Source organism: Escherichia sp. UTM R2, from assembly GCF_048593455.1.
Classification (GTDB): Bacteria; Pseudomonadota; Gammaproteobacteria; order Enterobacterales; family Enterobacteriaceae; genus Escherichia; species Escherichia coli.
In genome coordinates this window covers 2,305,536-2,328,805 of the sequence record NZ_JBFWDY010000002.1, presented here as the reverse complement: position 1 = coordinate 2,328,805, position 23,270 = coordinate 2,305,536, and the positions used below count along the sequence as shown (strand labels likewise).

15 protein-coding genes and 7 pseudogenes are annotated in these 23,270 nt (G+C 49.4%); 11 read left to right on the top strand and 11 right to left on the bottom strand.

Going from position 1 to position 23,270, the window contains the following annotated elements; translation table 11 throughout:
- The first annotated feature begins 52 nt into the window (after positions 1–52).
- From AB4H76_RS12100 to AB4H76_RS12070, 7 genes and pseudogenes are all read left to right on the top strand, one after another.
- Entirely contained in the window at positions 53–670 is a 618-nt protein-coding gene (locus AB4H76_RS12100; RefSeq protein ID WP_077491680.1) for a glutathione S-transferase family protein, read from the top strand.
- A gap of 75 nt (positions 671–745) precedes the next feature.
- On the top strand, positions 746–958 hold the full coding sequence (locus AB4H76_RS12095; protein ID WP_000226995.1) for a YncH family protein: 213 nt from the start codon (positions 746–748) through the stop codon (positions 956–958).
- A gap of 819 nt (positions 959–1,777) precedes the next feature.
- Positions 1,778–2,701, top strand: a pseudogene (gene tssI, locus AB4H76_RS12090) (type VI secretion system tip protein TssI/VgrG); the annotation flags it as partial.
- Positions 2,698–3,672 (top strand): annotated as a pseudogene (locus AB4H76_RS12085) (RHS element protein); the annotation flags it as partial. The pseudogenes tssI and AB4H76_RS12085, both read left to right, overlap by 4 nt.
- A gap of 71 nt (positions 3,673–3,743) precedes the next feature.
- Complete coding sequence (locus tag AB4H76_RS12080) at positions 3,744–4,196, top strand: hypothetical protein (RefSeq protein WP_001449436.1); 453 nt, start codon at positions 3,744–3,746, stop codon at positions 4,194–4,196.
- Between the two features lie 11 nt (positions 4,197–4,207).
- Positions 4,208–4,393 carry a hypothetical protein gene (locus AB4H76_RS12075; protein WP_088543184.1) on the top strand — a complete coding sequence of 62 codons (186 nt, stop codon included), beginning with the start codon at positions 4,208–4,210 and terminating at the stop codon, positions 4,391–4,393.
- A complete protein-coding gene (locus AB4H76_RS12070) occupies positions 4,393–4,602 on the top strand; it encodes a hypothetical protein (RefSeq protein ID WP_001001073.1) in 210 nt (69 codons plus the stop codon). Before AB4H76_RS12075 ends, AB4H76_RS12070 begins: the two co-directional genes overlap by 1 nt.
- A 21-nt stretch (positions 4,603–4,623) precedes the next feature.
- Here AB4H76_RS12070 and AB4H76_RS12065 read toward each other — a convergent pair.
- Positions 4,624–4,722: pseudogene (locus AB4H76_RS12065) on the bottom strand (IS1 family transposase); the annotation flags it as partial.
- A gap of 327 nt (positions 4,723–5,049) precedes the next feature.
- Here AB4H76_RS12065 and AB4H76_RS12060 point away from each other — a divergent pair.
- Both AB4H76_RS12060 and pptA read left to right on the top strand, forming a co-directional pair.
- A pseudogene (locus AB4H76_RS12060) lies at positions 5,050–5,823 on the top strand (ISAs1-like element ISEc5 family transposase); the annotation flags it as partial.
- 50 nt (positions 5,824–5,873) lie between these two features.
- The gene (pptA, locus tag AB4H76_RS12055) at positions 5,874–6,101 is read left to right on the top strand and encodes a tautomerase PptA (protein ID WP_001120141.1); all 228 of its coding nucleotides are present in this window, start codon (positions 5,874–5,876) and stop codon (positions 6,099–6,101) included.
- A 3-nt stretch (positions 6,102–6,104) separates the two neighbouring features.
- Here pptA and AB4H76_RS12050 read toward each other — a convergent pair whose 3' ends face one another.
- Entirely contained in the window at positions 6,105–6,674 is a 570-nt protein-coding gene (locus AB4H76_RS12050; RefSeq protein ID WP_000085912.1) for a flavin reductase family protein, read from the bottom strand.
- Positions 6,675–6,846: 172 nt separating this feature from the next.
- Here AB4H76_RS12050 and nhoA point away from each other — a divergent pair, with 172 nt between their 5' ends.
- Positions 6,847–7,692, top strand: a complete 846-nt coding sequence (gene nhoA, locus AB4H76_RS12045) for an N-hydroxyarylamine O-acetyltransferase (protein WP_000187904.1) — start codon at positions 6,847–6,849, stop codon at positions 7,690–7,692.
- Positions 7,693–7,787: 95 nt separating this feature from the next.
- Here nhoA and AB4H76_RS12040 read toward each other — a convergent pair.
- The 9 genes and pseudogenes from AB4H76_RS12040 to yddG all read right to left on the bottom strand — a co-directional run bounded on the left by AB4H76_RS12040 (position 7,788) and on the right by yddG (position 19,991).
- Positions 7,788–8,681 (bottom strand): annotated as a pseudogene (locus tag AB4H76_RS12040) (PhzF family isomerase).
- Positions 8,682–8,759: 78 nt separating this feature from the next.
- The gene (gene narI / locus AB4H76_RS12035; protein WP_000617115.1) at positions 8,760–9,440 is read right to left on the bottom strand and encodes a respiratory nitrate reductase subunit gamma; all 681 of its coding nucleotides are present in this window, start codon (positions 9,438–9,440) and stop codon (positions 8,760–8,762) included.
- Positions 9,437–10,132 carry a nitrate reductase molybdenum cofactor assembly chaperone gene (gene narW, locus AB4H76_RS12030; RefSeq protein WP_001166353.1) on the bottom strand — a complete coding sequence of 232 codons (696 nt, stop codon included), beginning with the start codon at positions 10,130–10,132 and terminating at the stop codon, positions 9,437–9,439. Before narW ends, narI begins: the two co-directional genes overlap by 4 nt.
- A complete protein-coding gene (gene narH, locus AB4H76_RS12025; protein WP_000702542.1) occupies positions 10,132–11,676 on the bottom strand; it encodes a nitrate reductase subunit beta in 1,545 nt (514 codons plus the stop codon). Before narH ends, narW begins: the two co-directional genes overlap by 1 nt.
- The gene (narZ, locus tag AB4H76_RS12020) at positions 11,673–15,413 is read right to left on the bottom strand and encodes a nitrate reductase Z subunit alpha (protein ID WP_000040458.1); all 3,741 of its coding nucleotides are present in this window, start codon (positions 15,411–15,413) and stop codon (positions 11,673–11,675) included. The genes narH and narZ overlap by 4 nt, the downstream gene beginning before the upstream one ends.
- A gap of 81 nt (positions 15,414–15,494) precedes the next feature.
- The gene (gene narU / locus AB4H76_RS12015) at positions 15,495–16,883 is read right to left on the bottom strand and encodes a nitrate/nitrite transporter NarU (protein ID WP_001207896.1); all 1,389 of its coding nucleotides are present in this window, start codon (positions 16,881–16,883) and stop codon (positions 15,495–15,497) included.
- Between the two features lie 323 nt (positions 16,884–17,206).
- Positions 17,207–18,537 (bottom strand): annotated as a pseudogene (locus tag AB4H76_RS12010) (leucine-rich repeat domain-containing protein).
- Between the two features lie 38 nt (positions 18,538–18,575).
- Positions 18,576–18,851, bottom strand: a pseudogene (locus AB4H76_RS12005) (porin); the annotation flags it as partial.
- 258 nt (positions 18,852–19,109) lie between these two features.
- Positions 19,110–19,991 (bottom strand): aromatic amino acid efflux DMT transporter YddG, encoded by an 882-nt coding sequence (gene yddG / locus AB4H76_RS12000; RefSeq protein WP_000198221.1) that lies wholly within the window; start codon positions 19,989–19,991, stop codon positions 19,110–19,112.
- 231 nt (positions 19,992–20,222) lie between these two features.
- On the opposite strand from yddG, the gene fdnG reads away from it, so the two are divergent.
- Positions 20,223–23,270, top strand: a complete 3,048-nt coding sequence (gene fdnG / locus AB4H76_RS11995) for a formate dehydrogenase-N subunit alpha (RefSeq protein WP_012767733.1) — start codon at positions 20,223–20,225, stop codon at positions 23,268–23,270.

The following is a 23,270-nucleotide window of genomic DNA, read 5'->3' as shown; positions in this document are numbered from 1 at the left end:
GTTAACCTGTGTACTGTCCTACACTTAATCTTTAAAAGATTGTGAGGGGCATATGGTTAAGGTGTATGGCGTACCCGGATGGGGCTCTACAATCAGTGAGCTGATGCTAACACTGGCTGATATTCCTTATCAGTTCTTTGATGTCAGTGGTTTTGACCACGAGGGAACTTCACGCGAGTTATTGAAAACCCTGAACCCGTTGTGTCAGATTCCGACACTGGCGCTGGAAAATGACGAGATTATGACGGAGACAGCGGCGATTGCATTGATGGTTCTCGATCGTCGCCCGGACCTTGCGCCACCGGTTGGGCGCGCCGAACGTCAGCTGTTTCAACGGCTATTGGTCTGGCTGGTTGCTAATGTCTATCCAACATTCACTTTCGCCGATTACCCTGAGCGTTGGGCTCCTGACGCACCTGAACAGTTAAAGAAGAATGTTATTGAATATCGAAAATCGCTTTATATCTGGTTGAATTCGCAGCTCACTGCTGAACCTTATGCGTTTGGTGAGCAACTAACGCTGGTGGACTGTTATCTTTGCACTATGCGCACATGGGGGCCTGGGCATGAATGGTTTCAGGATAATGCCACGAATATCAGTGCGATTGCTGATGCTGTATGTCAGTTACCGAAATTACAAGAAGTATTAAAAAGGAATGAAATTATTTGAGTGGGATACCAGAAGATTATGTTATTTATTATTCAGTAACTTTATCCACAATGATGGGCGTAATTAATTAAATTCATGGTATGTTTTTTAATTTATATCACTCTCCTTTTCATTCAGCGTGTCTATTTCATTTCCTCTGAAAAGAAACTAACTATTCACATTGTGCAGATGTTTCAGTTGTTATCACAGGCATTCTATAATCTCAAAATGTTTTTAATGATGGATATGCTCGGAGTTGGAGATGCAATTAATATTAATACAAATAAAAATATCCGGCAGGTATGCTAAAAGGATAAATGGCGTTCTCTGTATTTATTCGCAATTATCTGTAGGACAAATATGGAGAGCTTGATGAGTCAGAGCTAAAACAGCAATTGATTAATAAACATGTTGATTTATTCAAGAAAATGGATGTATTTTAAATGTTGATTCTTAATATAACCTAATCAATAGATTATCAAGTGAGAGCTACACATTATTGGAGGGGCAGGGGAAAACACCATTTTGGGAACAATGCATCAGGTACTCTTACCACTGAAGCAAGATCATCCGGCACCAGGTGGTGGTGCAGTGCTTTGGAAATGGTCCCCTCGGGGGAGTTGTCATTATTTTCTATGCTATTTGCTTATTATATTCATCAGGTGAATTTAATAAATTCCTAATTTGAAATATCCACTATTAAGCTAGTGTTTAACGACGTTAAGATGGCAATGTGCAGATCATGTTATCAGGGTGGGGCGGTAGCGTATATTCCTTATACAAACCATCATTCATTTCAATGATTGTTATTGAATTATTTATTGTTGTGAATAAAAAGACATTATGAATATTGGTTTGACTTTGCATATCAGGTTTTTTATTACTCGCTGTAATGTACGAGCCTGTCGTGAATAACGTCGAGAACCCATCCGTTGCGTTTGTGATTATTTTGTTGACTAAACAGACACCCGTTTCTCTGAAGTAAAATCCCAGACTAAATCATCACATAACCATGACATTTTTCTGATATTCCCCGGTAACGCCAGATGTCGACTCGCTTATCTCATCCGCCCGACATGTTGTACATGCAATATGTGCGGATTATTATTCATTTTCACGGAGGTTGCTATGTCAACCGGATTACGTTTCACACTGGAAGTGGACGGCCTGCCGCCGGATGCTTTTGCGGTGGTTTCCTTTCATCTGAACCAGTCACTCTCTTCGCTCTTTTCCCTCGATCTCTCCCTGGTCAGCCAGCAGTTTCTCTCCCTTGAATTTGCGCAGGTGCTGGACAAAATGGCCTACCTGACGATATGGCAGGGCGATGAAGTACAGCGCCGGGTGAAAGGCGTGGTGACCTGGTTTGAACTCGGGGAGAACGACAAAAACCAGATGCTGTACAGCATGAAGGTGCACCCGCCGCTGTGGCGTGCCGGTCTGCGCCAGAACTTCCGTATCTTCCAGAACGAGGACATCAAAAGCATCCTCGGCACGATGTTGCAGGAAAACGGGGTGACCGAATGGAGTCCGCTGTTCAGCGAGCCGCATCCTTCCCGTGAGTTTTGTGTCCAGTACGGTGAGACTGATTACGATTTCCTGTGCCGGATGGCGGCGGAGGAAGGCATCTTCTTTTATGAGGAGCATGCTTACAAAAGTACCGACCAGAGCCTGGTGCTGTGCGACACAGTCCGCCATCTGCCCGAATCTTTTGAAATCCCATGGAACCCGAACACCCGTACCGAGGTGAGCACCCTCTGCATCAGCCAGTTCCGCTACAGCGCACAAATCCGCCCTTCTTCCGTGGTGACCAAAGACTACACCTTTAAACGCCCCGGCTGGGCCGGACGTTTTGAACAGGAAGGCCAGCACCAGGACTACCAGCGCACGCAGTATGAAGTGTATGACTACCCCGGACGTTTCAAGGGTGCCCACGGGCAGAACTTTGCCCGCTGGCAGATGGACGGCTGGCGAAACAATGCAGAAACCGCGCGGGGAATGAGTCGCTCGCCGGAGATATGGCCGGGACGACGAATTGTGCTGACGGGGCAACCACCCTCAGCCATACCAGTGAAGGCCACCGCGTGTCGGTCCACTACGGCTATGACGATAAAGGCCGCCTGACCGGCGAACGCCAGACGGTGGAGAACCCGGAGACGGGGGAACTGCTGTGGCACCATGAGACCGGACATGCGTACAACGAACAGGGGCTGGCAAACCGCGTCACGCCGGACAGTCTGCCGCCGGTGGAGTGGCTGACCTACGGCAGCGGCTATCTTGCGGGCATGAAGCTGGGCGGGACGCCGCTGCTGGAGTTCACGCGCGACCGCCTGCACCGTGAGACGGTGCGCAGCTTCGGCAGCATGGCAGGCAGTAATGCCGCATATAAACTGACCAGCACATACACCCCCGCAGGCCAGTTACAGAGCCAGCACCTGAACAGCCTGGTGTATGACCGTGACTACGGGTGGAATGACAACGGCGACCTGGTGCGCATCAGCGGCCCGCGACAGACGCGGGAATACGGCTACAGCGCCACGGGCAGGCTGGAGAGTGTGCGCACCCTCGCACCAGACCTGGACATCCGCATCCCGTATGCCACGGACCCGGCGGGCAACCGGCTGCCGGACCCGGAGCTGCACCCGGACAGTACACTCACAGTGTGGCCGGATAACCGCATCGCGGAGGATGCGCACTATGTCTACCGCCACGATGAATACGGCAGGCTGACGGAGAAGACGGACCGCATCCCGGCGGGTGTTATCCGGACGGACGACGAGCGGACCCACCACTACCACTACGACAGCCAGCACCGCCTGGTGTTCTACACGCGGATACAGCATGGCGAGCCACTGGTCGAGAGCCGCTACCTCTACGACCCGCTGGGACGGCGAATGGCAAAACGGGTCTGGCGGCGGGAGCGTGACCTGACGGGGTGGATGTCGCTGTCGCGTAAACCGGAGGTGACGTGGTATGGCTGGGACGGAGACAGGCTGACGACGGTGCAGACTGACACCACACGTATCTTACACAAGACCCCATTGGGCTGGAGGGGGGATGGAACCTGTATAATTACCCACTGAATCCGATAATAAGGATGGATCCTTTGGGTTTGTATAATTTATATCAATTATTATATGATGTTTGGCATGATGATTCATATGGAACATCATCAATTGATATTACTGGCAGTGGAGATCTAATATCATTAGGTGGTCATGCAGGACTTGGCGTTGCGTTTGCTAAAAAGAAAGGTGAAATGTTATCTGATATTTGTATTTATGCTACAGCATGCGGACATGCAGGAATTGGTGGTGGGATAAATGCGGCTATCACATATTCTGAGACCAAGTCTTTACCTACATCGGGAGTCAGCAATTCAGTAGGTGTAACGGTTGGCGGCGGAGTTGGGGGGCATTTTGCGTATACTTATGTAGTGGATGTTGATAATCCAGAATCATCGACAGAATCTGTTGGTATCGGTGCAGGTGTTGACGCTTCAGTTATGACTCTGGCTTGTAGAACGTGGCAAGAATGCTGGGTCAATTAACAGGAGGAAATATGAAAAAATATATATTTTTAGTTTTATTTTTATTGTGTGGTTGTTCTCCAGTGGACATAGAACCAGCTAGACAAGAAGTTAATATCTTTCGTAGTTTATATCAGACAGGGAAATACAGTGATATATATAAAATCACTTCAAGTGATTTTCAGACTGCCACATCTGAAAAAAATTTATCGACATAATGAACGAAGCAAAAGAAAAAGATCTTGGGACTTATAAAAAATCAACCCTTAAAACTGAAAAAATCACTCGCGGATTATTTTCAAACGATGAAATTACATTGATATATTTCTCAGAATATTCAAAAAGAATTGTCCAAGAGGTTTTTGTGTTTAATGTTGAAGACAAAAAAGTAAAATTAAAAGGTTATAGGTATGATTCGATTAATTAAAATTTTTGATGATGACTTCAATTAGTAGAACATGTATTTTTCGATAAAAGCACCGATGACTTTTTCATGAAGTTCTACAGAGCGCGAGAAACAGATGGTTCTGCGAGTCAGACGTTTGATTCAGGTTCTCAGGGGCAGATTCAGGGAAAGATCATCGTGTGCCGTAGGCACAAAGATGCAAAACGGGACATTTTGCATGTAATAAGCATAAGCTTGTGAAGAGATGGTGGCAGGCCCACCGGGATCTGCTGTCGGAAGTCGGTCCCAAACAACCCCGGCTGCTGTGGTAAAGAGCCATGGTAGCAGGGAAAGATCATCAGAAGTTCACTTTTTGTACTAAACAATTCGCATTTTATGTTTAAAAATTGAGATATTCCTTATTACCTGAAGCTGTTTTTTATTGCTTACACATGATCAAATACTCCTTACATAATTAAGGAGAACAAAATGGAACTTAAAAAATTGATGGGACATATTTCTATTATCCCCGATTACAGACAAGCCTGGAAAATGGAACATAAGTTATCGGATATTCTACTGTTGACTATTTGTGCCGTTATTTCTGGTGCAGAAGGCTGGGAAGATATAGAGGATTTTGGGGAAACACATCCCGATTTTTTGAAGCAATATGGTGATTTTGAAAATGGTATTCCTGTTCACGACACCATTGCCAGAGTTGTATCCTGTATCAGTCCTGCAAAATTTCACGAGTGCTTTATTAACTGGATGCGTGACTGCCATTCTTCAGATGATAAAGACGTCATTGCAATTGATGGAAAAACGCTCCGGCATTCTTATGATAAGAGTCGCCGCAGGGGAGCGATTCATGTCATTAGTGCGTTCTCAACAATGCACAGTCTGGTCATCGGACAGATCAAGACGGATGAGAAATCTAATGAGATTACAGCTATCCCAGAACTTCTTAACATGCTGGATATTAAAGGAAAAATCATCACAACTGATGCGATGGGTTGCCAGAAAGATATTGCAGAGAAGATACAAAAACAGGGAGGTGATTATTTATTCGCGGTAAAAGGAAACCAGGGGCGGCTAAATAAAGCCTTTGAGGAAAAATTTCCGCTGAAAGAATTAAATAATCCAGCGCATGACAGTTACGCAATGAGTGAAAAGAGTCACGGCAGAGAAGAAATCCGTATTCATATTGTTTGCGATGTCCCTGATGAACTTATTGATTTCACGTTTGAATGGAAAGGACTGAAAATTCACAATGTGTGTTAATTTTACTGACATCTTTCAAAAGGAGCACAATCATGCCGCACATCGACATTAAATGTTTTCCGCGTGAACTGGACGAACAACAAAAAGCAGCACTTGCTGCAGATATTACCGACGTTATTATTCGCCATCTGAACAGTAAAGACAGTTCGATAAGCATTGCTCTACAGCAGATTCAACCAGAATCTTGGCAAGCTATCTGGGATGCCGAAATCGCGCCCCAAATGGAGGCTTTGATAAAGAAACCCGGTTACAGCATGTAATGCTTAACCCGCCGTAACTCGCTTGCCGCTGGTAACAAACGTGCCAGCACCTAAATGATGCAACGTATTGAGCTTATCATCATCAAACTGCCAGCGGCCTTCGACAAATACCCGTGCGTCTGCCGCTGCTGATACCACCTCGCCAAACAGCGTGTCGTATTTTTGTTGCGCAGAAGTCGCAGGTAGCAGGCGGCACTCCATCCACGCCAGGCATTTCTCTTCAACAAGTGGCAAACCAAGCACCGGACCTTTCACCACCGGAATGCCATAGCAATTAAATTTATCTTCTTCACGACCCGACACGCTTCCCACTGCCCACGTCCAGTTAGTTGCTGCAACGCCCGGGATAACGATGCCAAACTTACCGTTACGTTCAATCAACTCCCTGGTCCATGTCGATTTATCTACCACAATCGCCACGCGTGGCGGTTCAAACTCCACCGGCATTGACCAGGCTGCAGCCATAATGTTACGCCGCTGGGATTGCTCATCGAAACTGGTGATCATGACAGTTGGGCCATGATTTAATAGACGGCTGGCATGGTGTAATTCTATGGGGATGAATCGGCTCATGGTATCGCCTCGCGAAGAAGGTTTTTTTAAGCGTAGTCCGTAACGCAATAAGTAACGAAATTAACGGGATTGGCGATTTGCAAACGTGATGCATGTCCGCGATCGCACAAAATAGCCGGTGCGGCGTCTATTCCAGGTTATAAGTTGAGAAAACCACTAAGGGAAACGCCTGATGACGCCCATTCTGAATCACTATTTTGCCCGTATTAACTGGTCGGGAGCTGCTGCGGTCAATATTGATACGCTTCGTGCATTGCACCTGAAACACAATTGCACCATTCCGTTTGAAAACCTTGACGTTTTGCTGCCGAGGGAAATACAGCTTGATGATCAATCGCTGGAAGAGAAACTGGTGATAGCCCGTCGTGGCGGTTACTGTTTTGAGCAGAATGGCGTGTTTGAGCGGGTGTTACGCGAGCTGGGGTTTAACGTTCGCAGCTTGTTAGGGCGCGTAGTGTTATCAAATCCGCCAGCATTACCTCCGCGCACCCATCGTTTGCTGTTGGTGGAACTGGAAGAGGAAAAATGGATTGCTGATGTCGGTTTCGGTGGGCAGACGCTAACCGCGCCGATTCGTTTAGTTTCCGATCTCGTGCAGACCACGCCACACGGAGAGTATCGGTTGTTGCAGGAGGGTGATGATTGGGTGTTGCAGTTTAATCATCATCAGCATTGGCAGTCGATGTACCGTTTTGATCTCTGCGAGCAGCAACAAAGCGATTATGTGATGGGCAATTTCTGGTCGGCGCACTGGCCGCAGTCGCATTTTCGCCATCATTTGCTGATGTGCCGCCATTTGCCGGACGGCGGCAAGCTGACACTGACCAATTTTCATTTTACCCATTATGAAAATGGGCACGCGGTGGAGCAGCGAAATCTACCGGATGTGGCGTCATTATATGCTGTGATGCAAGAACAGTTTGGTCTGGGCGTGGATGATGCGAAACATGGCTTTACCGTGGATGAGTTAGCGCTGGTGATGGCGGCGTTTGATACGCACCCGGAGGCGGGAAAATAATTTATGTCAGGTTGCCGGATGCGGCGTAAACGCCTTATCCGGCATACATTAGCCCGGTTGTAGACCTGACAGGCGAAGCGCATCAGACAACGGTTTCAGAGTTCAATTGCCCATTCGGCATGAAACAAAATCACCGCTGTGCCTGAAATGGTGACTTTTTCCGGTTGGTTATCACGAATTGTCACCGTCACTTCAATCATACCGTCACGCCCCAATGCGCGCCCCTGATGGCCTTTAACACGCAACACGTTGCCATCGTGGGGCAATACGTTGTGATGTACCAACCATGCACCCATCGGGCCATTGGCATTGCCAGTCACCGGATCTTCCACAATACCAATCGCAGGCGAGAACATGCGACCATCGGTTTCGTTTTTGCCTGGACGGATCTGGAACGGGAAGAAACCATTGCAGCCAATCTGTTAACTGATAGCGGTCAGCGCATTAAGGTCAGGCGAAAGAGCGTCGATATCCACTTCCGGCTTCAATGGGATCATCACTTTAGAATGCCCGGTCGTCGCGACCTGGATCGGCAAACCCGGCAGAATATCGTCTTCAGTAAGATGCAATGCGTTGATAATCGCCGCGCGTACTTCACCCTCCAGCGGCAGTTCAAAGCCCGGCGTACCTTGTTCCAGCGAAATACGATAATCATCGTTGTGCTTTTCGATAGTCACGCGATGTTTTCCTGCCAGCGATGTTTGCCAGATCGTGCAATTTCCTAAACCTAACACCTTCGCACGTACATAGTGCGCAGCTACTGTCGCGTGACCGCAAATCGGCACTTCAACCGTTGGCGTAAAGTAGCGGATGCGCACATCGCTGTCGTCGCTGTGCAGCAGAAAAGCAGTTTCCGAATGGCCTAACTCGCGGGCGATAAGCTGCATTTGCGCTTCGCTAAGATTATCGGCGGGGAAAACAACACCGGCAGAATTGCCGCGAAACGGTTGTGAGGTAAAAGCATCGACGTGGTACACCTGCGGTTTCATTAACGTTCTCCTGTGACTGGAGAACTATCATAGCCTGCAAGTGGCCGGAGAGCGAAGGACTATCCGGCCAGGGTGAAATTATCGCCGCGAACGCACAATTTGATATCGACGAGTAAAGTACTCAAACGGCGCGCTCCACACATGCACCAGTCGGGTGAACGGGAAGAGCAGGAAGATGGTCATTCCCAACACCAGATGCAGGCGGAAGACGAACGCTACGCCGTTGAGCATCTCTGACGATCCACCACGGAAAGTGACAATGCTTTGCGCCCAACCCACCAGCTTCATCATTTCGCTACCATCAGGATACTGTGCTGAAAACGGTATGGTACTTAGCCCCAACAGACACTGGATCAGCAAAATGCTCATGATGATGATATCCGGCGTAGTGGAAGTGGCACGCACGCGCTGATTTGTCAGCCTGCGCCACAGCAGTCCTGCGCCGCCAATCAACGTCAACACACCGCAAATACCGCCGAGCACCATCGCCATGAGTTGTTTCGCTGCCACTGGCAAAAACCACGCGTACATCCAGTGCGGCGTTAACATGCCGAACAAGTGCCCGAAGAAAATCCCCAAAATGCCGATATGGAACAGATTCGACCATATCACCATCCCGCGTTTATCGAGCATTTGACTTGAGGAGGCGCGCCAGGTGTACTGCCCGTAGTCGTAGCGCAGCCAGCTGCCGAGGAAAAACACCGTCGCACAAATGTACGGGTAGATATCGTAAAAAAAGACGTTCAGATACTGAATCATTTCCCACCTCCCGCACTGATGTCGACATATTGCGGCGCGACATCCTGGCTAAAGCGTCGCTGATATTGATTAAGCGGCGAGCTGTCACACGCCGTGGCGTTATCTTCAATAAACTTCACCTGTTCCTCTTCCCACACTGCATCAAGCGCCTGGCGGGTGTCATCGCGCTCTTCGCTGTTTACTTGTTTTGTGACACTGTCACTTGAAAGGGAGCTTCCCGCCAGTTGCAGCAGAGCATCAAACAACGCGTACCACGGTGCCTCGCGTTGTTTTAAGCGACCGCCAAGCAGGGCGAGGATCGGCGCAACATTGAGCAATCCTTCTTTCGCCTGATCGTCAGGCAGTACGCTTAAATACTCCAGATACAGCGGTAGATAATCGGGCAGTTCCCGACAATCCAGCTGCAGGCCGACCTTTTCATACTCCGCCAGCAGGTCCACCATTGCCTGGCCGCGATCGCGGGACTCGGCATGAACATGTTCGAACAGCAGCAGCGACGTGGTGCGCCCGCGGTCAAACACTTCGCACCATTCGGCCTGTTTATCCAGCAGCGGCGCGTTAAGCAGGTTGTGGGTGAAATCCGTAAGCATCGGCGCGTCGCGGCGGATCAACGCCAGCGCGTCCTCCTTGCATTCCCACAACAGCTCATCCGGATACTCCATCAACAGGCCGATCACTTTGAGGATCTGCATTATTCGCCCTCCGCTTTGTCGCGCACTTCGGTGATGTTGATGGCATCGATACGGCTACTGTTGAACAGGTTGAATTTGCTGTCCGAGCCGTGACAACCGTCGCCAAAGGTAAAACCGCAGCCGTTGCGTTCTGCGAAGGCATCGCCCGCCATTTCCCGATGGCTGGTCGGGATAACAAAACGATCTTCATAGTTGGCAATGGCGAGATAGCGATACATTTCTTCGACCTGGGCGACGCTCAGGCCTACTTCGTCGATGGCACGAGTATCAGTAACGCCTTCCACGGTTTGTGAACGCATATAGTGGCGCATCGCCATCATCCGTTTCAGCGCCCGCAGTACCGGACCGGTATCGCCGGCACTCAACATATTGGCGAGATATTGCACCGGAATACGCAGGCTTTCGATGGCGGGCAGCACGCCTTCGCTTTTCGGCAAACCGCCCGCATCTGCGTAGGACTGAATCGGCGACAGCGGAGGAACGTACCAGACCATCGGCAGGGTGCGATATTCAGGGTGCAGCGGTAGCGCCAGTTTCCAGTCCATCGCCATTTTGTAGACAGGCGAACGCTGGGCAGCTTCAATCACGTTTTGTGGAATACCTTGTTTCAGGGCTTCCTCGATCACTGAGGGATCGTGTGGATCGAGGAACACTTCGCACTGACGTTCATAGAGGTCAACTTCGCGCTCGGTGCTCGCCGCTTCCTCGATGCGGTCGGCGTCGTAAAGCAGCACGCCCAGATACCGGATGCGACCCACGCAGGTTTCTGAGCACACGGTGGGTTGGCCTGACTCAATTCGCGGATAACAGAAGATACATTTTTCTGACTTGCCGCTTTTCCAGTTGAAGTAGATTTTTTTGTACGGACAACCGCTAATGCACAAACGCCAGCCACGGCATTTATCCTGATCAATCAGCACAATGCCGTCTTCTTCGCGTTTGTAGATAGCGCCGCTTGGGCAGGTCGCCACGCAACTGGGATTGAGGCAGTGTTCGCACAGGCGCGGCAGGTACATCATGAAGGTGTTTTCAAACTGCCCGTACATCTCCTTTTGTATGGCCTCGAAGTTGCGGTCGCGGGCACGTTTTTCAAACTCGCCGCCCAGCAGTTCTTCCCAGTTTGGCCCCCAGATCACTTTGTCCATCTGCTTACCGTCAATCAGCGAGCGCGGGCGAGCAGTAGGGATATGTTTGCCTTCCGGTGCGCTATGCAAATGTTCGTAGTCGAAAGTGAAAGGTTCGTAGTAATCATCAATCTGCGGCACCACCGGGTTGGCGAAGATTTTGGTTATTACGCCCATCTTGCTGCCCAGACGCGGACGGATCTTGCCATTCACATCGCGGACCCAGCCGCCTTGCCACTCTTCCTGATCTTCCCAGTTTTTCGGATAACCAATGCCCGGTTTGGTTTCGACGTTGTTAAACCATGCGTACTCCATGCCTTCGCGCCCGGTCCAGACGTTTTTACAGGTCACCGAACAGGTATGGCAGCCGATACATTTGTCGAGGTTAAGCACCATGCCGACTTGTGAACGGATTTTCATTTTTTCGCCTCCTGTACCTGATCGCGACCTTCATCATCCAGCCAGTTAACGTTCTTCATCTTGCGGATCATGATGAACTCATCGCGGTTCGATCCGACGGTGCCGTAGTAGTTAAAGCCCCAGGCCAGCTGCGCGTAACCGCCAATCATATGCGTTGGTTTCGGGCAAACGCGGGTAACCGAGTTATGAATGCCGCCGCGCATGCCAGTTACTTCCGAACCAGGAATATTCATAATGCGTTCCTGGGCGTGATACATCATGGTCATGCCCGGCGGTACACGTTGGCTGACCACCGCGCGGGCAGTCAGCGCGCCGTTGGCGTTGAATACTTCCACCCAGTCGTTATCGACAATGGTCAGTTCTCGGGCATCTGTTTCGCTGATCCAGACAATCGGTCCACCGCGAGAGAGCGTCAGCATTAGCAGGTTTTCACTGTAGGTTGAGTGAATGCCCCATTTCTGGTGCGGCGTCAGGAAGTTAAGTGCTTTTTCCGGGAAGCCGTTTGGCGGTATCTGGCGCATCTCACTGACGCTACGGGTGTCGATAGGCGGGCGATAAGCCACCAGGCTTTCACCAAAAGCACGCATCCACGGATGATCCTGATAGAGCTGCTGGCGTCCCGACAGCGTGCGCCACGGAATTAACTCATGAACGTTGGTGTATCCCGCGTTATAGGAGACGTGATCGCTTTCCAGACCGGACCAGGTGGGGCTGGAGATAATTTTACGCGGCTGCGCCTGAATATCGCGAAAGCGAATCTTCTCGTCCTCTTTGTGCAGCGCCAGATGGGTATGTTCGCGCCCGGTGATCTCGCCCAGCGCCTGCCACGCTTTGACTGCAACATGACCGTTGGTTTCCGGTGCCAGTGCCAGAATCACTTCTGAAGCGTCAATGGCGGTGTCAATCAGCGGACGCCCCTGTGCCGGGCCATCACGCTTGGTGTAATTGAGTTTGCCGAGGAAATCGATTTCATCCTGGGTATTCCACGAAATCCCTTTACCGCCATTGCCAAGTTTGTCCATCAATGGCCCGAGCGAGGTAAAGCGTTCATACGTAGCAGGGTAGTCGCGCTCCACCGCCACAATATTCGGCGCGGTTTTGCCTGGAATCAGATCGCATTCGCCTTTGCGCCAGTCGAGCACTTCACACGGCTGTGAGAGCTCTGCCGGAGAGTCATGCAGTAGGGGTTGTAATACCACGTCGGTTTCTTTGCCAAGATGACCCACGCACACTTGCGAAAATGCTTTGGCGATACCTTTGTAGATTTCCCAGTCGCTGCGTGATTCCCACGCCGGATCGACCGCCGCAGAAAGCGGATGAATAAACGGATGCATATCCGAGGTGTTCATATCGTCTTTTTCGTACCAGGTGGCGGTGGGCAGAACGATATCGGAGAACAGGCAGGTACTGGACATGCGGAAGTCGAGCGTCACCAGCAGGTCGAGCTTGCCTTCAATCGCTGCAGTTTGCCACTCGACTTCTTCCGGTTTGATCCCGTCGCTGGCACCGAGTTCCTCGCCCTGAATCCCGCTTTCGGTCCCCAGCAGATACTTCTGCATATACTCGTGGCCTTTGCCGGAGGAGCCAAGCAGGTTAGAGCGCCAGACAAACAAATTACGCGGATGATTGCTGCTGCTATCTGGTTGTTCGCAGGCCATACGTAAATCGCCCGATTTCAGCGCCTGGGCGGTAAATTCTGTGGGGGATAATCCGGCCTTGTCGGCTTCAGCTTTAATCCCGAGCGGGTTACGCCCCAGCTGCGGCGCAGAAGGTAGCCAGCCCATACGTTCGGCGCGAACGTTGAAATCAATCAGATGACCGCTGTACTTACTGGCATCGGCGAGCGGTGAAAGTAACTCCTGAGCAGAGACTTTTTCATAGCGCCATTGGCTGGAATGATTGTAGAAAAACGAGGTGCTGTTCATTTGGCGCGGTGGTCGGTTCCAGTCGAGCGCAAAGGCCAGTGGCAACCAGCCGGTTTGTGGGCGCAGTTTTTCCTGGCCGACATAGTGTGCCCAGCCGCCACCGCTTTGCCCGACACAACCGCAGAAGATCAGCATATTGATCATCCCGCGGTAGTTCATGTCCATGTGATACCAGTGGTTAACACCTGCGCCGAGGATAATCATCGAGCGCCCATGCGTTTTATGGGCGGTATCGGCAAATTCACGGGCGATGGTTTCAATATACTGGCGCGGCACGCCGGTAATTTGCTCACCCCAGGCTGGGGTGTACGGTTTGATTTCAGCGTAATCTTTCGCACTGTTTTCATCTTCCAGCCCGCGATCGAGGCCGTAATTCGCCAGTACCAAATCATAAACGCTGACCACCGGACAGGTGTTGCCATCGACTAACGTCAGGTTTTTAACGGGCAATTGGCGCACCAGCACCGGATTGTGTTTTACGCTGCGAAAATGCGGATTTTCAATGCCGCCAAAGTAGGGGAAGGCCACGCCTGCAACAGCGTCATGTTGACCGAGCAGGGTTAACGACAATTCGGTTTCCGTACCGGCGGCAATGGATTCCAGATTCCATTTGCCTTTTTCTCCCCAGCGGAAACCAATCGAACCGTTCGGCACTACCAATTCACCTGCGGTATTAACTGCTACGGTTTTCCACTGCGGATTGTTGCTTTCGCCCAGTCCATCCACCAGGTCAGATGCGCGGATCATGCGCCCGGGAACGTAGCTACCATCGTCGCGAGGCTCCAGCATTACCAGCATCGGCATGTCGCTGTAGCGGCGGCAGTAGTTGATAAAGTAGTCGCTGGGATTATCGAGATGAAACTCTTTTAAAATCACATGGCCCATTGCCATCGCCAGGGCGCTATCAGTGCCTTGTTTCGGTGCCAGCCACTGGTCGCACAATTTGGCCACTTCAGAGTAGTCAGGGGTAATGGCGATGGTTTTAGTGCCTTTGTAGCGTACTTCGGTAAAGAAGTGGGCGTCCGGCGTACGTGTCTGCGGTACGTTAGACCCCCAGGCGATGATGTAGCTGGAGTTATACCAGTCGGCAGATTCCGGTACGTCGGTTTGCTCGCCCCAGGTCATCGGCGAGGCGGGCGGCAGGTCGCAATACCAGTCGTAGAAACTTAAACAGGTGCCGCCAAGCAGCGACAGATAACGCGTTCCGGCGGCGTAAGAAACCATCGACATCGCCGGGATCGGCGAGAAACCGGCAACGCGATCCGGGCCGTAGGTTTTGATGGTCCAGACGTTAGCGGCGGCAATCAGCTGGTTTAGTTCCTGCCAGTTGGAGCGGATAAACCCGCCGCGCCCACGCACTTGTTTGTAGCTCAGGCACTTTTGCGGATCGTTCATAATCGATGCCCACGCCAGTACCGGATCGCTGTGTTGCTTGAGGGCTTCGCGCCACAGTTCAATCAGTCGTTTACGAATGAGCGGGTATTTCAGGCGGTTAGCGCTGTAAAGATACCAGGAGTAACTTGCGCCACGCGGGCAGCCGCGAGGTTCATGATTGGGCAGGTCAGGGCGAGTGCGCGGGTAGTCGGTCTGTTGGATTTCCCAGGTCACCAGACCATTTTTAACGTAGATTTTCCAGCTACAGGAGCCTGTACAGTTAACACCGTGGGTGGAACGCACGATTTTGTCGAACTGCCAACGCTGGCGATAGCTGTCCTCCCAGTCGCGGTTGCTATGCATCACCTGTCCGTGACCATCGGCAAAGGTTTCGCCCTTTTGTTTGAAGTAGCGAAAGCGATCCAAAAGTTTACTCATGACATGACTCCTGCTCCAGGAATGAATTGGGATCTGATGCCTTGTCGGATGCGACACGGTTGTACATCAGGCATCGATCTCTTATTTTTGGCTGAACTTCCGCCGACCATAAACCAGCCAGGTCAGCAGCACACAAACGATGTAGAAGATTAAAAACACTTTCATCGCGCCGACCGGAGAGCCGGTCATATTGAGCGACATGCCAAACGCCTGCGGAATAAAAAAGCCGCCCACTGCGCCAATGGCTGAGATAAAGCCCAGAGCCGCCGCCGTTTCGGTGACGGCTTCTTTCTGAGCTTGCTCATCACTACCGCCTTTCATCTTTACCCGATAAATGGTTATCTGGCGAAAGATGACGGCGATCATCTGGAAAGTAGAACCACTTCCCAGACCCGCAGTCAGAAACAGCCCCATAAATACGGCGTAAAAGGCGATGAAATTACCGGAGCCTGTGCCCGGTAAGGTAAGGAACAGCAGGGCACTGAAAATCGCCATAAAAATAAAGTTGATCAACGTCACCCGCACGCCGCCGAACTTATCGGAAATAGCACCACCAACCGACCGCGCGATGGCACCGATAAATGGGCCAAAGAACGCCAGGCGCAGAATATTCACATCCGGGAACTGGGTTTTTGCCAGCATGGCAAAACCCGCAGAAAAACCGATAAACGAACCGAAGGTGGCAAGGTAAAGCAGGCTCAGCAGCCAGAGATGCAGGCGTTGTAAGACAGGGAGCTGGTCGGCAATTGAGGCGCGTGAACTGGCGATATCATTCATCCCTGACCATGCGGCGATCGTGGCAATCGCCAGTAGCGGTACCCAAATCCATGCGGCATTCGCCAGCGACATCACCGAACCGTCGGCCTGCGGTACGCCATTGACGCCGAGAAAGGCAAATACAGGTACAAAAATGACCAGCGGTGCAACCAGCTGCATTACACTTACACCTAAGTTTCCTAATCCGCCATTAATCCCAAGAGCGCTCCCTTGTTTGGCTTTTGGAAAGAAGAAACTGATATTGCCCATGCTCGAAGCAAAGTTTGCACCTGCAAAACCGCATAGCAAAGCGATAACGATAAATATCCCAAAAGGAGTATTCGGATTTTGCACGGCAATTCCGAGCCAGACGCAAGGAATAATCAGGATTGCAGTACTAAAAATCGTCCATCGGCGTCCACCGAATATAGGCACCATAAAGGAGTAGGGAACACGCAATAATGCGCCAGAAACGGAGGGTAATGCGGTTAATAAAAAGAGTTGATCGGTAGTAAAATTAAAACCGATTTTATTGAGATTAACGGTAACTGCGCTAAATAGCATCCAGACACAGAAGGCAAGAAGTAGACAACTGACTGATATCCAGAGATTTCTTCGAGCAATATGTTTTCCTTTATTTTCCCAGAAGGCCGGATTTTCTGGTTTCCAGTCGCGCAAAAGATAACGACTATTTTTCTCATTTTGCAGTGCCATATTGTTCCTCACATGCACACATTGGTAATGAAAAAAAGACAAAACACGAGGTAAGGCGCAATAGCCAGTTATTAGAATTAAGGATGAATTGGGTGAAGTGCTGATTGAAAGAATAGATAAGAAAGCGTAACCGCGGGGGCAGAATGGGGATTAAGTAGCCAGATATGTGTTACTAAATGTAACTAACAAGCTAACCTTCAAACGGGGTTAATCTTTGAACGTATGTCATGTTTCAACCCTTCAGATCGTGAATCTAAAGGGTTACATATTAACTATATTATCAACAAGACCAGACACTTATAGAATTAGTGATGATTTATTCACTAAAAAGGCCATGAACTGGAGGAAAACGATCTGTCCAGAAGGTCTATCGGTTCCTCTCTTATTGCCTGATTGTAATAATCGTTATTACAGTAAGTATTGTTTATTTCATCTAAGGTCATGTTTTTAACTTTTATATTCCTCTGGTTTACAACTTCCTCTGTCTTGTAAGTGTGTATATTATATGGGGTATATGCTTTTTTAATAGGATAGTGAAACAATTCGTTATCCACATCTATTCCGTCAGAGTGAACTTCAAATGCACCAGGCGAAAGAATTGCCAGGCCAGTATTAAGCTTAAGTGCTGGGGAAAACAAATTAAATAACATGAGCTGCATAGTAGGGCAATTGTTCTTCCCAGAAACATTTAAAAAATTTAAGTTTTGCTCTGTTTTATTATGGGGAATAAAGTTCCAATATCGGATGTATTATTAGTATCAATGTGGGTTATTTTATTATTGTCCAGTCTTAAACTTTTGATAGATGGAAGATAAGTCAGGAAATCAAGATTTATATATTTCAACTGGTTGTTAGCAGCGTTTAATGTCTGAACATTGCAGAAGTTGCTATAGAATATTTTAATTTCAGAAAGCAAATTGTTGTTAATAAGTAACGTATTCAAGTTGGGAAATAAGTCATTGTGTAAACTTGTTAGTTTATTATGGGATAGATCCAGCAGTAAGAGTTCATTTTTATTACCTGCAACAATATCAGTTAATTGATTATGGCTGAGATTCAGGTATTGCAGCCATTCGCAAGATTCTAATTGCACAAACTCTAGTTGATTATGTGCCGCACTAAAATAAGTAACTGATGAAAGCCTATCTATATCAATATTTCTGAGAGCATTATTATTCATAGATATATGTGTAATACTTACATTTCTGCCTTGAGAAAAATTTATTGACTCAAGAGCATTACTATTCAGACTTAGCTTTACGAGTCTATCGTAGTTGGTTGCATCAAAATGTGTGAGTTGGTTATTATCAAGATTGATAGATGTGAAGTTTTGCAGCCCTGGTGGTTGAGTGGTTAAATTAAGTCCTGATAAATCAATGGTCACTTCATTAGTGTCATCAATTATATTTCTTACTGCAGTCCAGTACTGCATTTGTGCAAGTGGATCATTGTTGATGCCGTTAACTAATACATGCCAAAGATGTTTTGATGATATTAGTTGATCAATGTCATTGGTTGGCAGTAAATTGTTATTGCTTAAGTTTAAATATTCCAGTTTTGTAGTGTTTTTGGCGTTTAAATGTGCAATATGGTTGTCGTTTAAAGTGATTGTTTTCATCCTGGGATGATTGTGTAATATAAGGTCAGTGATCATATTGTGATGGGCACTTAACTCAATCAGAGATTCTTGCCGCGCGAGCCGTTGGCTTCATCGTTATAGCCTTTAAAATCATATTCCCAGTGACCAAAACCAATCATTTGATCATTGATTTGCGTTTCTCCTTTAAAGCCGAGACGGGCATAAGTTTTATCACCATCGTCACGCTTATCATCAGTAAAATAACGTAGAGCGGTAACCTTGCCATAAAGGTCGAGTTTATTACCATCCTTGTTATAGACTTCGGCAGCGTGTGCTACGTTCGCAGCTAACAAACCAGTTACAACCACCGCAACTATTTTTAATTTCATTTAACAGAATCCTTTTAATTATCGTTAAACGTATTTTCTAAACGAATTTTAAACGGCGTCATTTATAAGTGACATACTGTTTTTAAAATAGAATGGTGATTAAAAACAATGAGAAAAATAGATGAAATAATATTATTTGTCGATATGTGATCGAAGTCGAAATGAGATATAAGGTGAATTACTGGTATTTGAAATTTATTTTTTAATATTGTCGGAATTTATCTGATTAACTGCCGGGCCGTAGACCCGGCAATTATTTTAACCACGACGTGTCGCCAGCCAGCAGAGCAGGGAACCGCCGCAGACCATTAGCGCGCCTTGCCAGAACGAGAACGACAGCGGGGCGCTGAGCAGCACGGCTGCAAGCGCTGAGGAAAGTACAGGCGTAAAATACGAGCCTACCGCCATTATGGTGACATTGCCATGCAATATACCGACATTCCATGCAGCATAAGCAAATCCTAAGGTAAATGCCGCAGAGATGAGTTTAATCATGACGGGCGTGCTAAATACCATTTCTGGTTGTGGCGTGAGAAAATAGTAAACCCACAGACTTGCTCCCGTTAGCAGGACAAAAACGGTAATTCCGTTAAATCCGCGTGCGTATTTATTCGTTACTGTGCAATAGGCTGCCCAGATAAACGCACCAATAAACGCCAGGAAATAACTCAATGGGCTGGTGGTGATATTATTGATGATTTCATCATAATGTAACCCATTCTCACCGCCTAACACCCAGCAGACGCCGACCAGGGCTAATAATAATCCTGGTACAATCAGCCAGTTGGTTTTCTGACCATTAAACAGAATGGCAAAGAGAATTGTCAGGCTGGGCCACAGATAGTTCACCATACCCACTTCAATCGCCTGATGACGGGTCGCCGCATACCCTAAGGAAAGCGCCAGACAGATTTCATAGCTGACGAATAACAGACTCCCGGCGAGTAAATAGCCTTTCGGAATCTGCCGAATACGCGGAAATCCAACCGTGAAGATTAACAGCAGCCCGCTTAATGAATAGATAGCAGCTGCGCCGCCGACCGGGCCGAGCCCCTCGCTGACACCGCGAATCAATCCTACCATCGTGCTCCACAGGACGATCGCTATTAGCCCTATGAGCGTTGCTTTTTGTCGTGTCATGCTCGCTGTTTTGTCTCTCTTGCCGTTAAAAATTAAGCTGAATTTTATAGCATTTTTTTAACTGGCCTGTCAGGCAGTGGTGCGTTTTTCTACCGCTATTGAGGTAGGTCAATTTGCGCAGGCGGATTATTTTGTGGCAAACACGTGTTCTTTTTGATTTCGCGCAAAAAGATTCAGAATTTTACTGTTAGTTTCCTCGCGCAGTAATACCCCTGAAAAAAGAGGAAAGCAATGGACGTCAGTCGCAGACAATTTTTTAAAATCTGCGCGGGCGGTATGGCTGGAACAACAGTAGCGGCATTGGGCTTTGCCCCGAAGCAAGCACTGGCTCAGGCGCGAAACTACAAATTATTACGCGCTAAAGAGATCCGTAACACCTGCACATACTGTTCCGTAGGTTGCGGGCTATTGATGTATAGCCTGGGTGATGGCGCAAAAAACGCCAGAGAAGCGATTTATCACATTGAAGGTGACCCGGATCATCCGGTAAGCCGTGGTGCGCTGTGCCCGAAAGGGGCCGGTTTGCTGGATTACGTCAACAGTGAAAACCGTCTGCGCTACCCGGAATATCGTGCGCCAGGTTCTGACAAATGGCAGCGCATTAGCTGGGAAGAAGCATTCTCCCGTATTGCGAAGCTGATGAAAGCTGACCGTGACGCTAACTTTATTGAAAAGAACGAGCAGGGCGTAACGGTAAACCGTTGGCTTTCTACCGGTATGCTGTGTGCCTCCGGTGCCAGCAACGAAACCGGGATGCTGACCCAGAAATTTGCCCGCTCCCTCGGGATGCTGGCGGTAGACAACCAGGCGCGCGTCTGACACGGACCAACGGTAGCAAGTCTTGCTCCAACATTTGGTCGCGGTGCGATGACCAACCACTGGGTGGATATCAAAAACGCTAACGTCGTGATGGTGATGGGCGGTAACGCTGCTGAAGCGCATCCCGTCGGTTTCCGCTGGGCGATGGAAGCGAAAAACAACAACGACGCAACCTTGATCGTTGTCGATCCCCGTTTTACGCGTACCGCTTCTGTGGCGGATATTTACGCGCCTATTCGTTCCGGTACGGACATTACGTTCCTGTCTGGCGTTTTGCGCTACCTGATCGAAAACAACAAAATCAACGCCGAATACGTTAAGCATTACACCAACGCCAGCCTGCTGGTGCGTGATGATTTTGCTTTCGAAGACGGTCTGTTCAGCGGCTACGACGCTGAAAAACGTCAATACGATAAATCGTCCTGGAACTATCAGTTCGATGAAAACGGCTATGCGAAACGCGATGAAACACTGACTCATCCGCGCTGTGTGTGGAACCTGCTGAAAGAGCACGTTTCCCGCTACACGCCGGACGTCGTTGAAAACATCTGCGGTACGCCAAAAGCCGACTTCCTGAAAGTGTGTGAAGTGCTGGCCTCCACCAGCGCACCGGATCGCACAACCACCTTCCTGTACGCGCTGGGCTGGACGCAGCACACTGTGGGTGCGCAGAACATCCGTACTATGGCGATGATCCAGTTGCTGCTCGGTAACATGGGTATGGCCGGTGGCGGCGTGAACGCATTGCGTGGTCACTCCAACATTCAGGGCTTGACTGACTTAGGCCTGCTCTCTACCAGCCTGCCAGGTTATCTGACGCTGCCGTCAGAAAAACAGGTTGATTTGCAGTCGTATCTGGAAGCGAACACGCCGAAAGCGACGCTGGCTGATCAGGTGAACTACTGGAGCAACTATCCGAAGTTCTTCGTTAGCCTGATGAAATCTTTCTATGGCGATGCCGCGCAGAAAGAGAACAACTGGGGCTATGACTGGCTGCCGAAGTGGGACCAGACCTACGACGTCATCAAGTATTTCAACATGATGGACGAAGGCAAAGTCACCGGTTATTTCTGCCAGGGCTTTAACCCGGTTGCGTCCTTCCCGGATAAAAACAAAGTGGTGAGCTGCCTGAGCAAACTGAAGTATATGGTGGTTATCGATCCGCTGGTGACTGAAACCTCTACCTTCTGGCAGAACCACGGCGAGTCGAACGATGTCGATCCGGCGTCTATTCAGACTGAAGTATTCCGTCTGCCTTCGACCTGCTTTGCCGAAGAAGATGGTTCTATCGCTAACTCCGGTCGCTGGTTGCAGTGGCACTGGAAAGGTCAGGACGCGCCGGGCGAAGCGCGTAACGACGGCGAAATTCTGGCGGGTATCTACCATCATCTGCGCGAGCTGTACCAGGCCGAAGGTGGTAAAGGCGTAGAACCGCTGATGAAGATGAGCTGGAACTACAAGCAGCCGCACGAACCGCAATCTGACGAAGTGGCAAAAGAGAACAACGGCTATGCGCTGGAAGATCTCTATGACGCAAATGGCGTGCTGATTGCGAAGAAAGGTCAGTTGCTGAGTAGCTTTGCGCATCTGCGTGATGACGGTACAACCGCATCTTCTTGCTGGATCTACACCGGTAGCTGGACAGAGCAGGGCAACCAGATGGCTAACCGCGATAACTCCGACCCGTCCGGTCTGGGGAATACGCTTGGATGGGCCTGGGCGTGGCCGCTCAACCGTCGCGTGCTGTACAACCGTGCTTCGGCGGATATCAACGGTAAACCGTGGGATCCGAAACGGATGCTGATCCAGTGGAACGGCAGCAAGTGGACGGGTAACGATATTCCTGACTTCGGCAATGCCGCACCGGGTACGCCAACCGGGCCGTTTATCATGCAGCCGGAAGGGATGGGACGCCTGTTTGCCATCAACAAAATGGCGGAAGGTCCGTTCCCGGAACACTACGAGCCGATTGAAACGCCGCTGGGCACTAACCCGCTGCATCCGAACGTGGTGTCTAACCCGGTTGTTCGTTTGTATGAACAAGACGCGCTGCGGATGGGTAAAAAAGAGCAGTTCCCGTATGTGGGTACGACCTATCGTCTGACCGAGCACTTCCACACCTGGACCAAGCACGCATTGCTCAACGCAATTGCTCAGCCGGAACAGTTTGTGGAAATCAGCGAAACGCTGGCGGCGGCGAAAGGCATTAATAATGGCGATCGTGTCACTGTCTCAAGCAAACGTGGCTTTATCCGCGCGGTGGCAGTGGTAACGCGCCGTCTGAAGCCGCTGAATGTAAACGGTCAGCAGGTTGAAACGGTGGGTATTCCAATCCACTGGGGCTTTGAGGGTGTCGCGCGTAAAGGTTATATCGCTAACACTCTGACGCCGAATGTCGGTGATGCAAACTCGCAAACGCCGGAATATAAAGCGTTCTTAGTCAACATCGAGAAGGCGTAA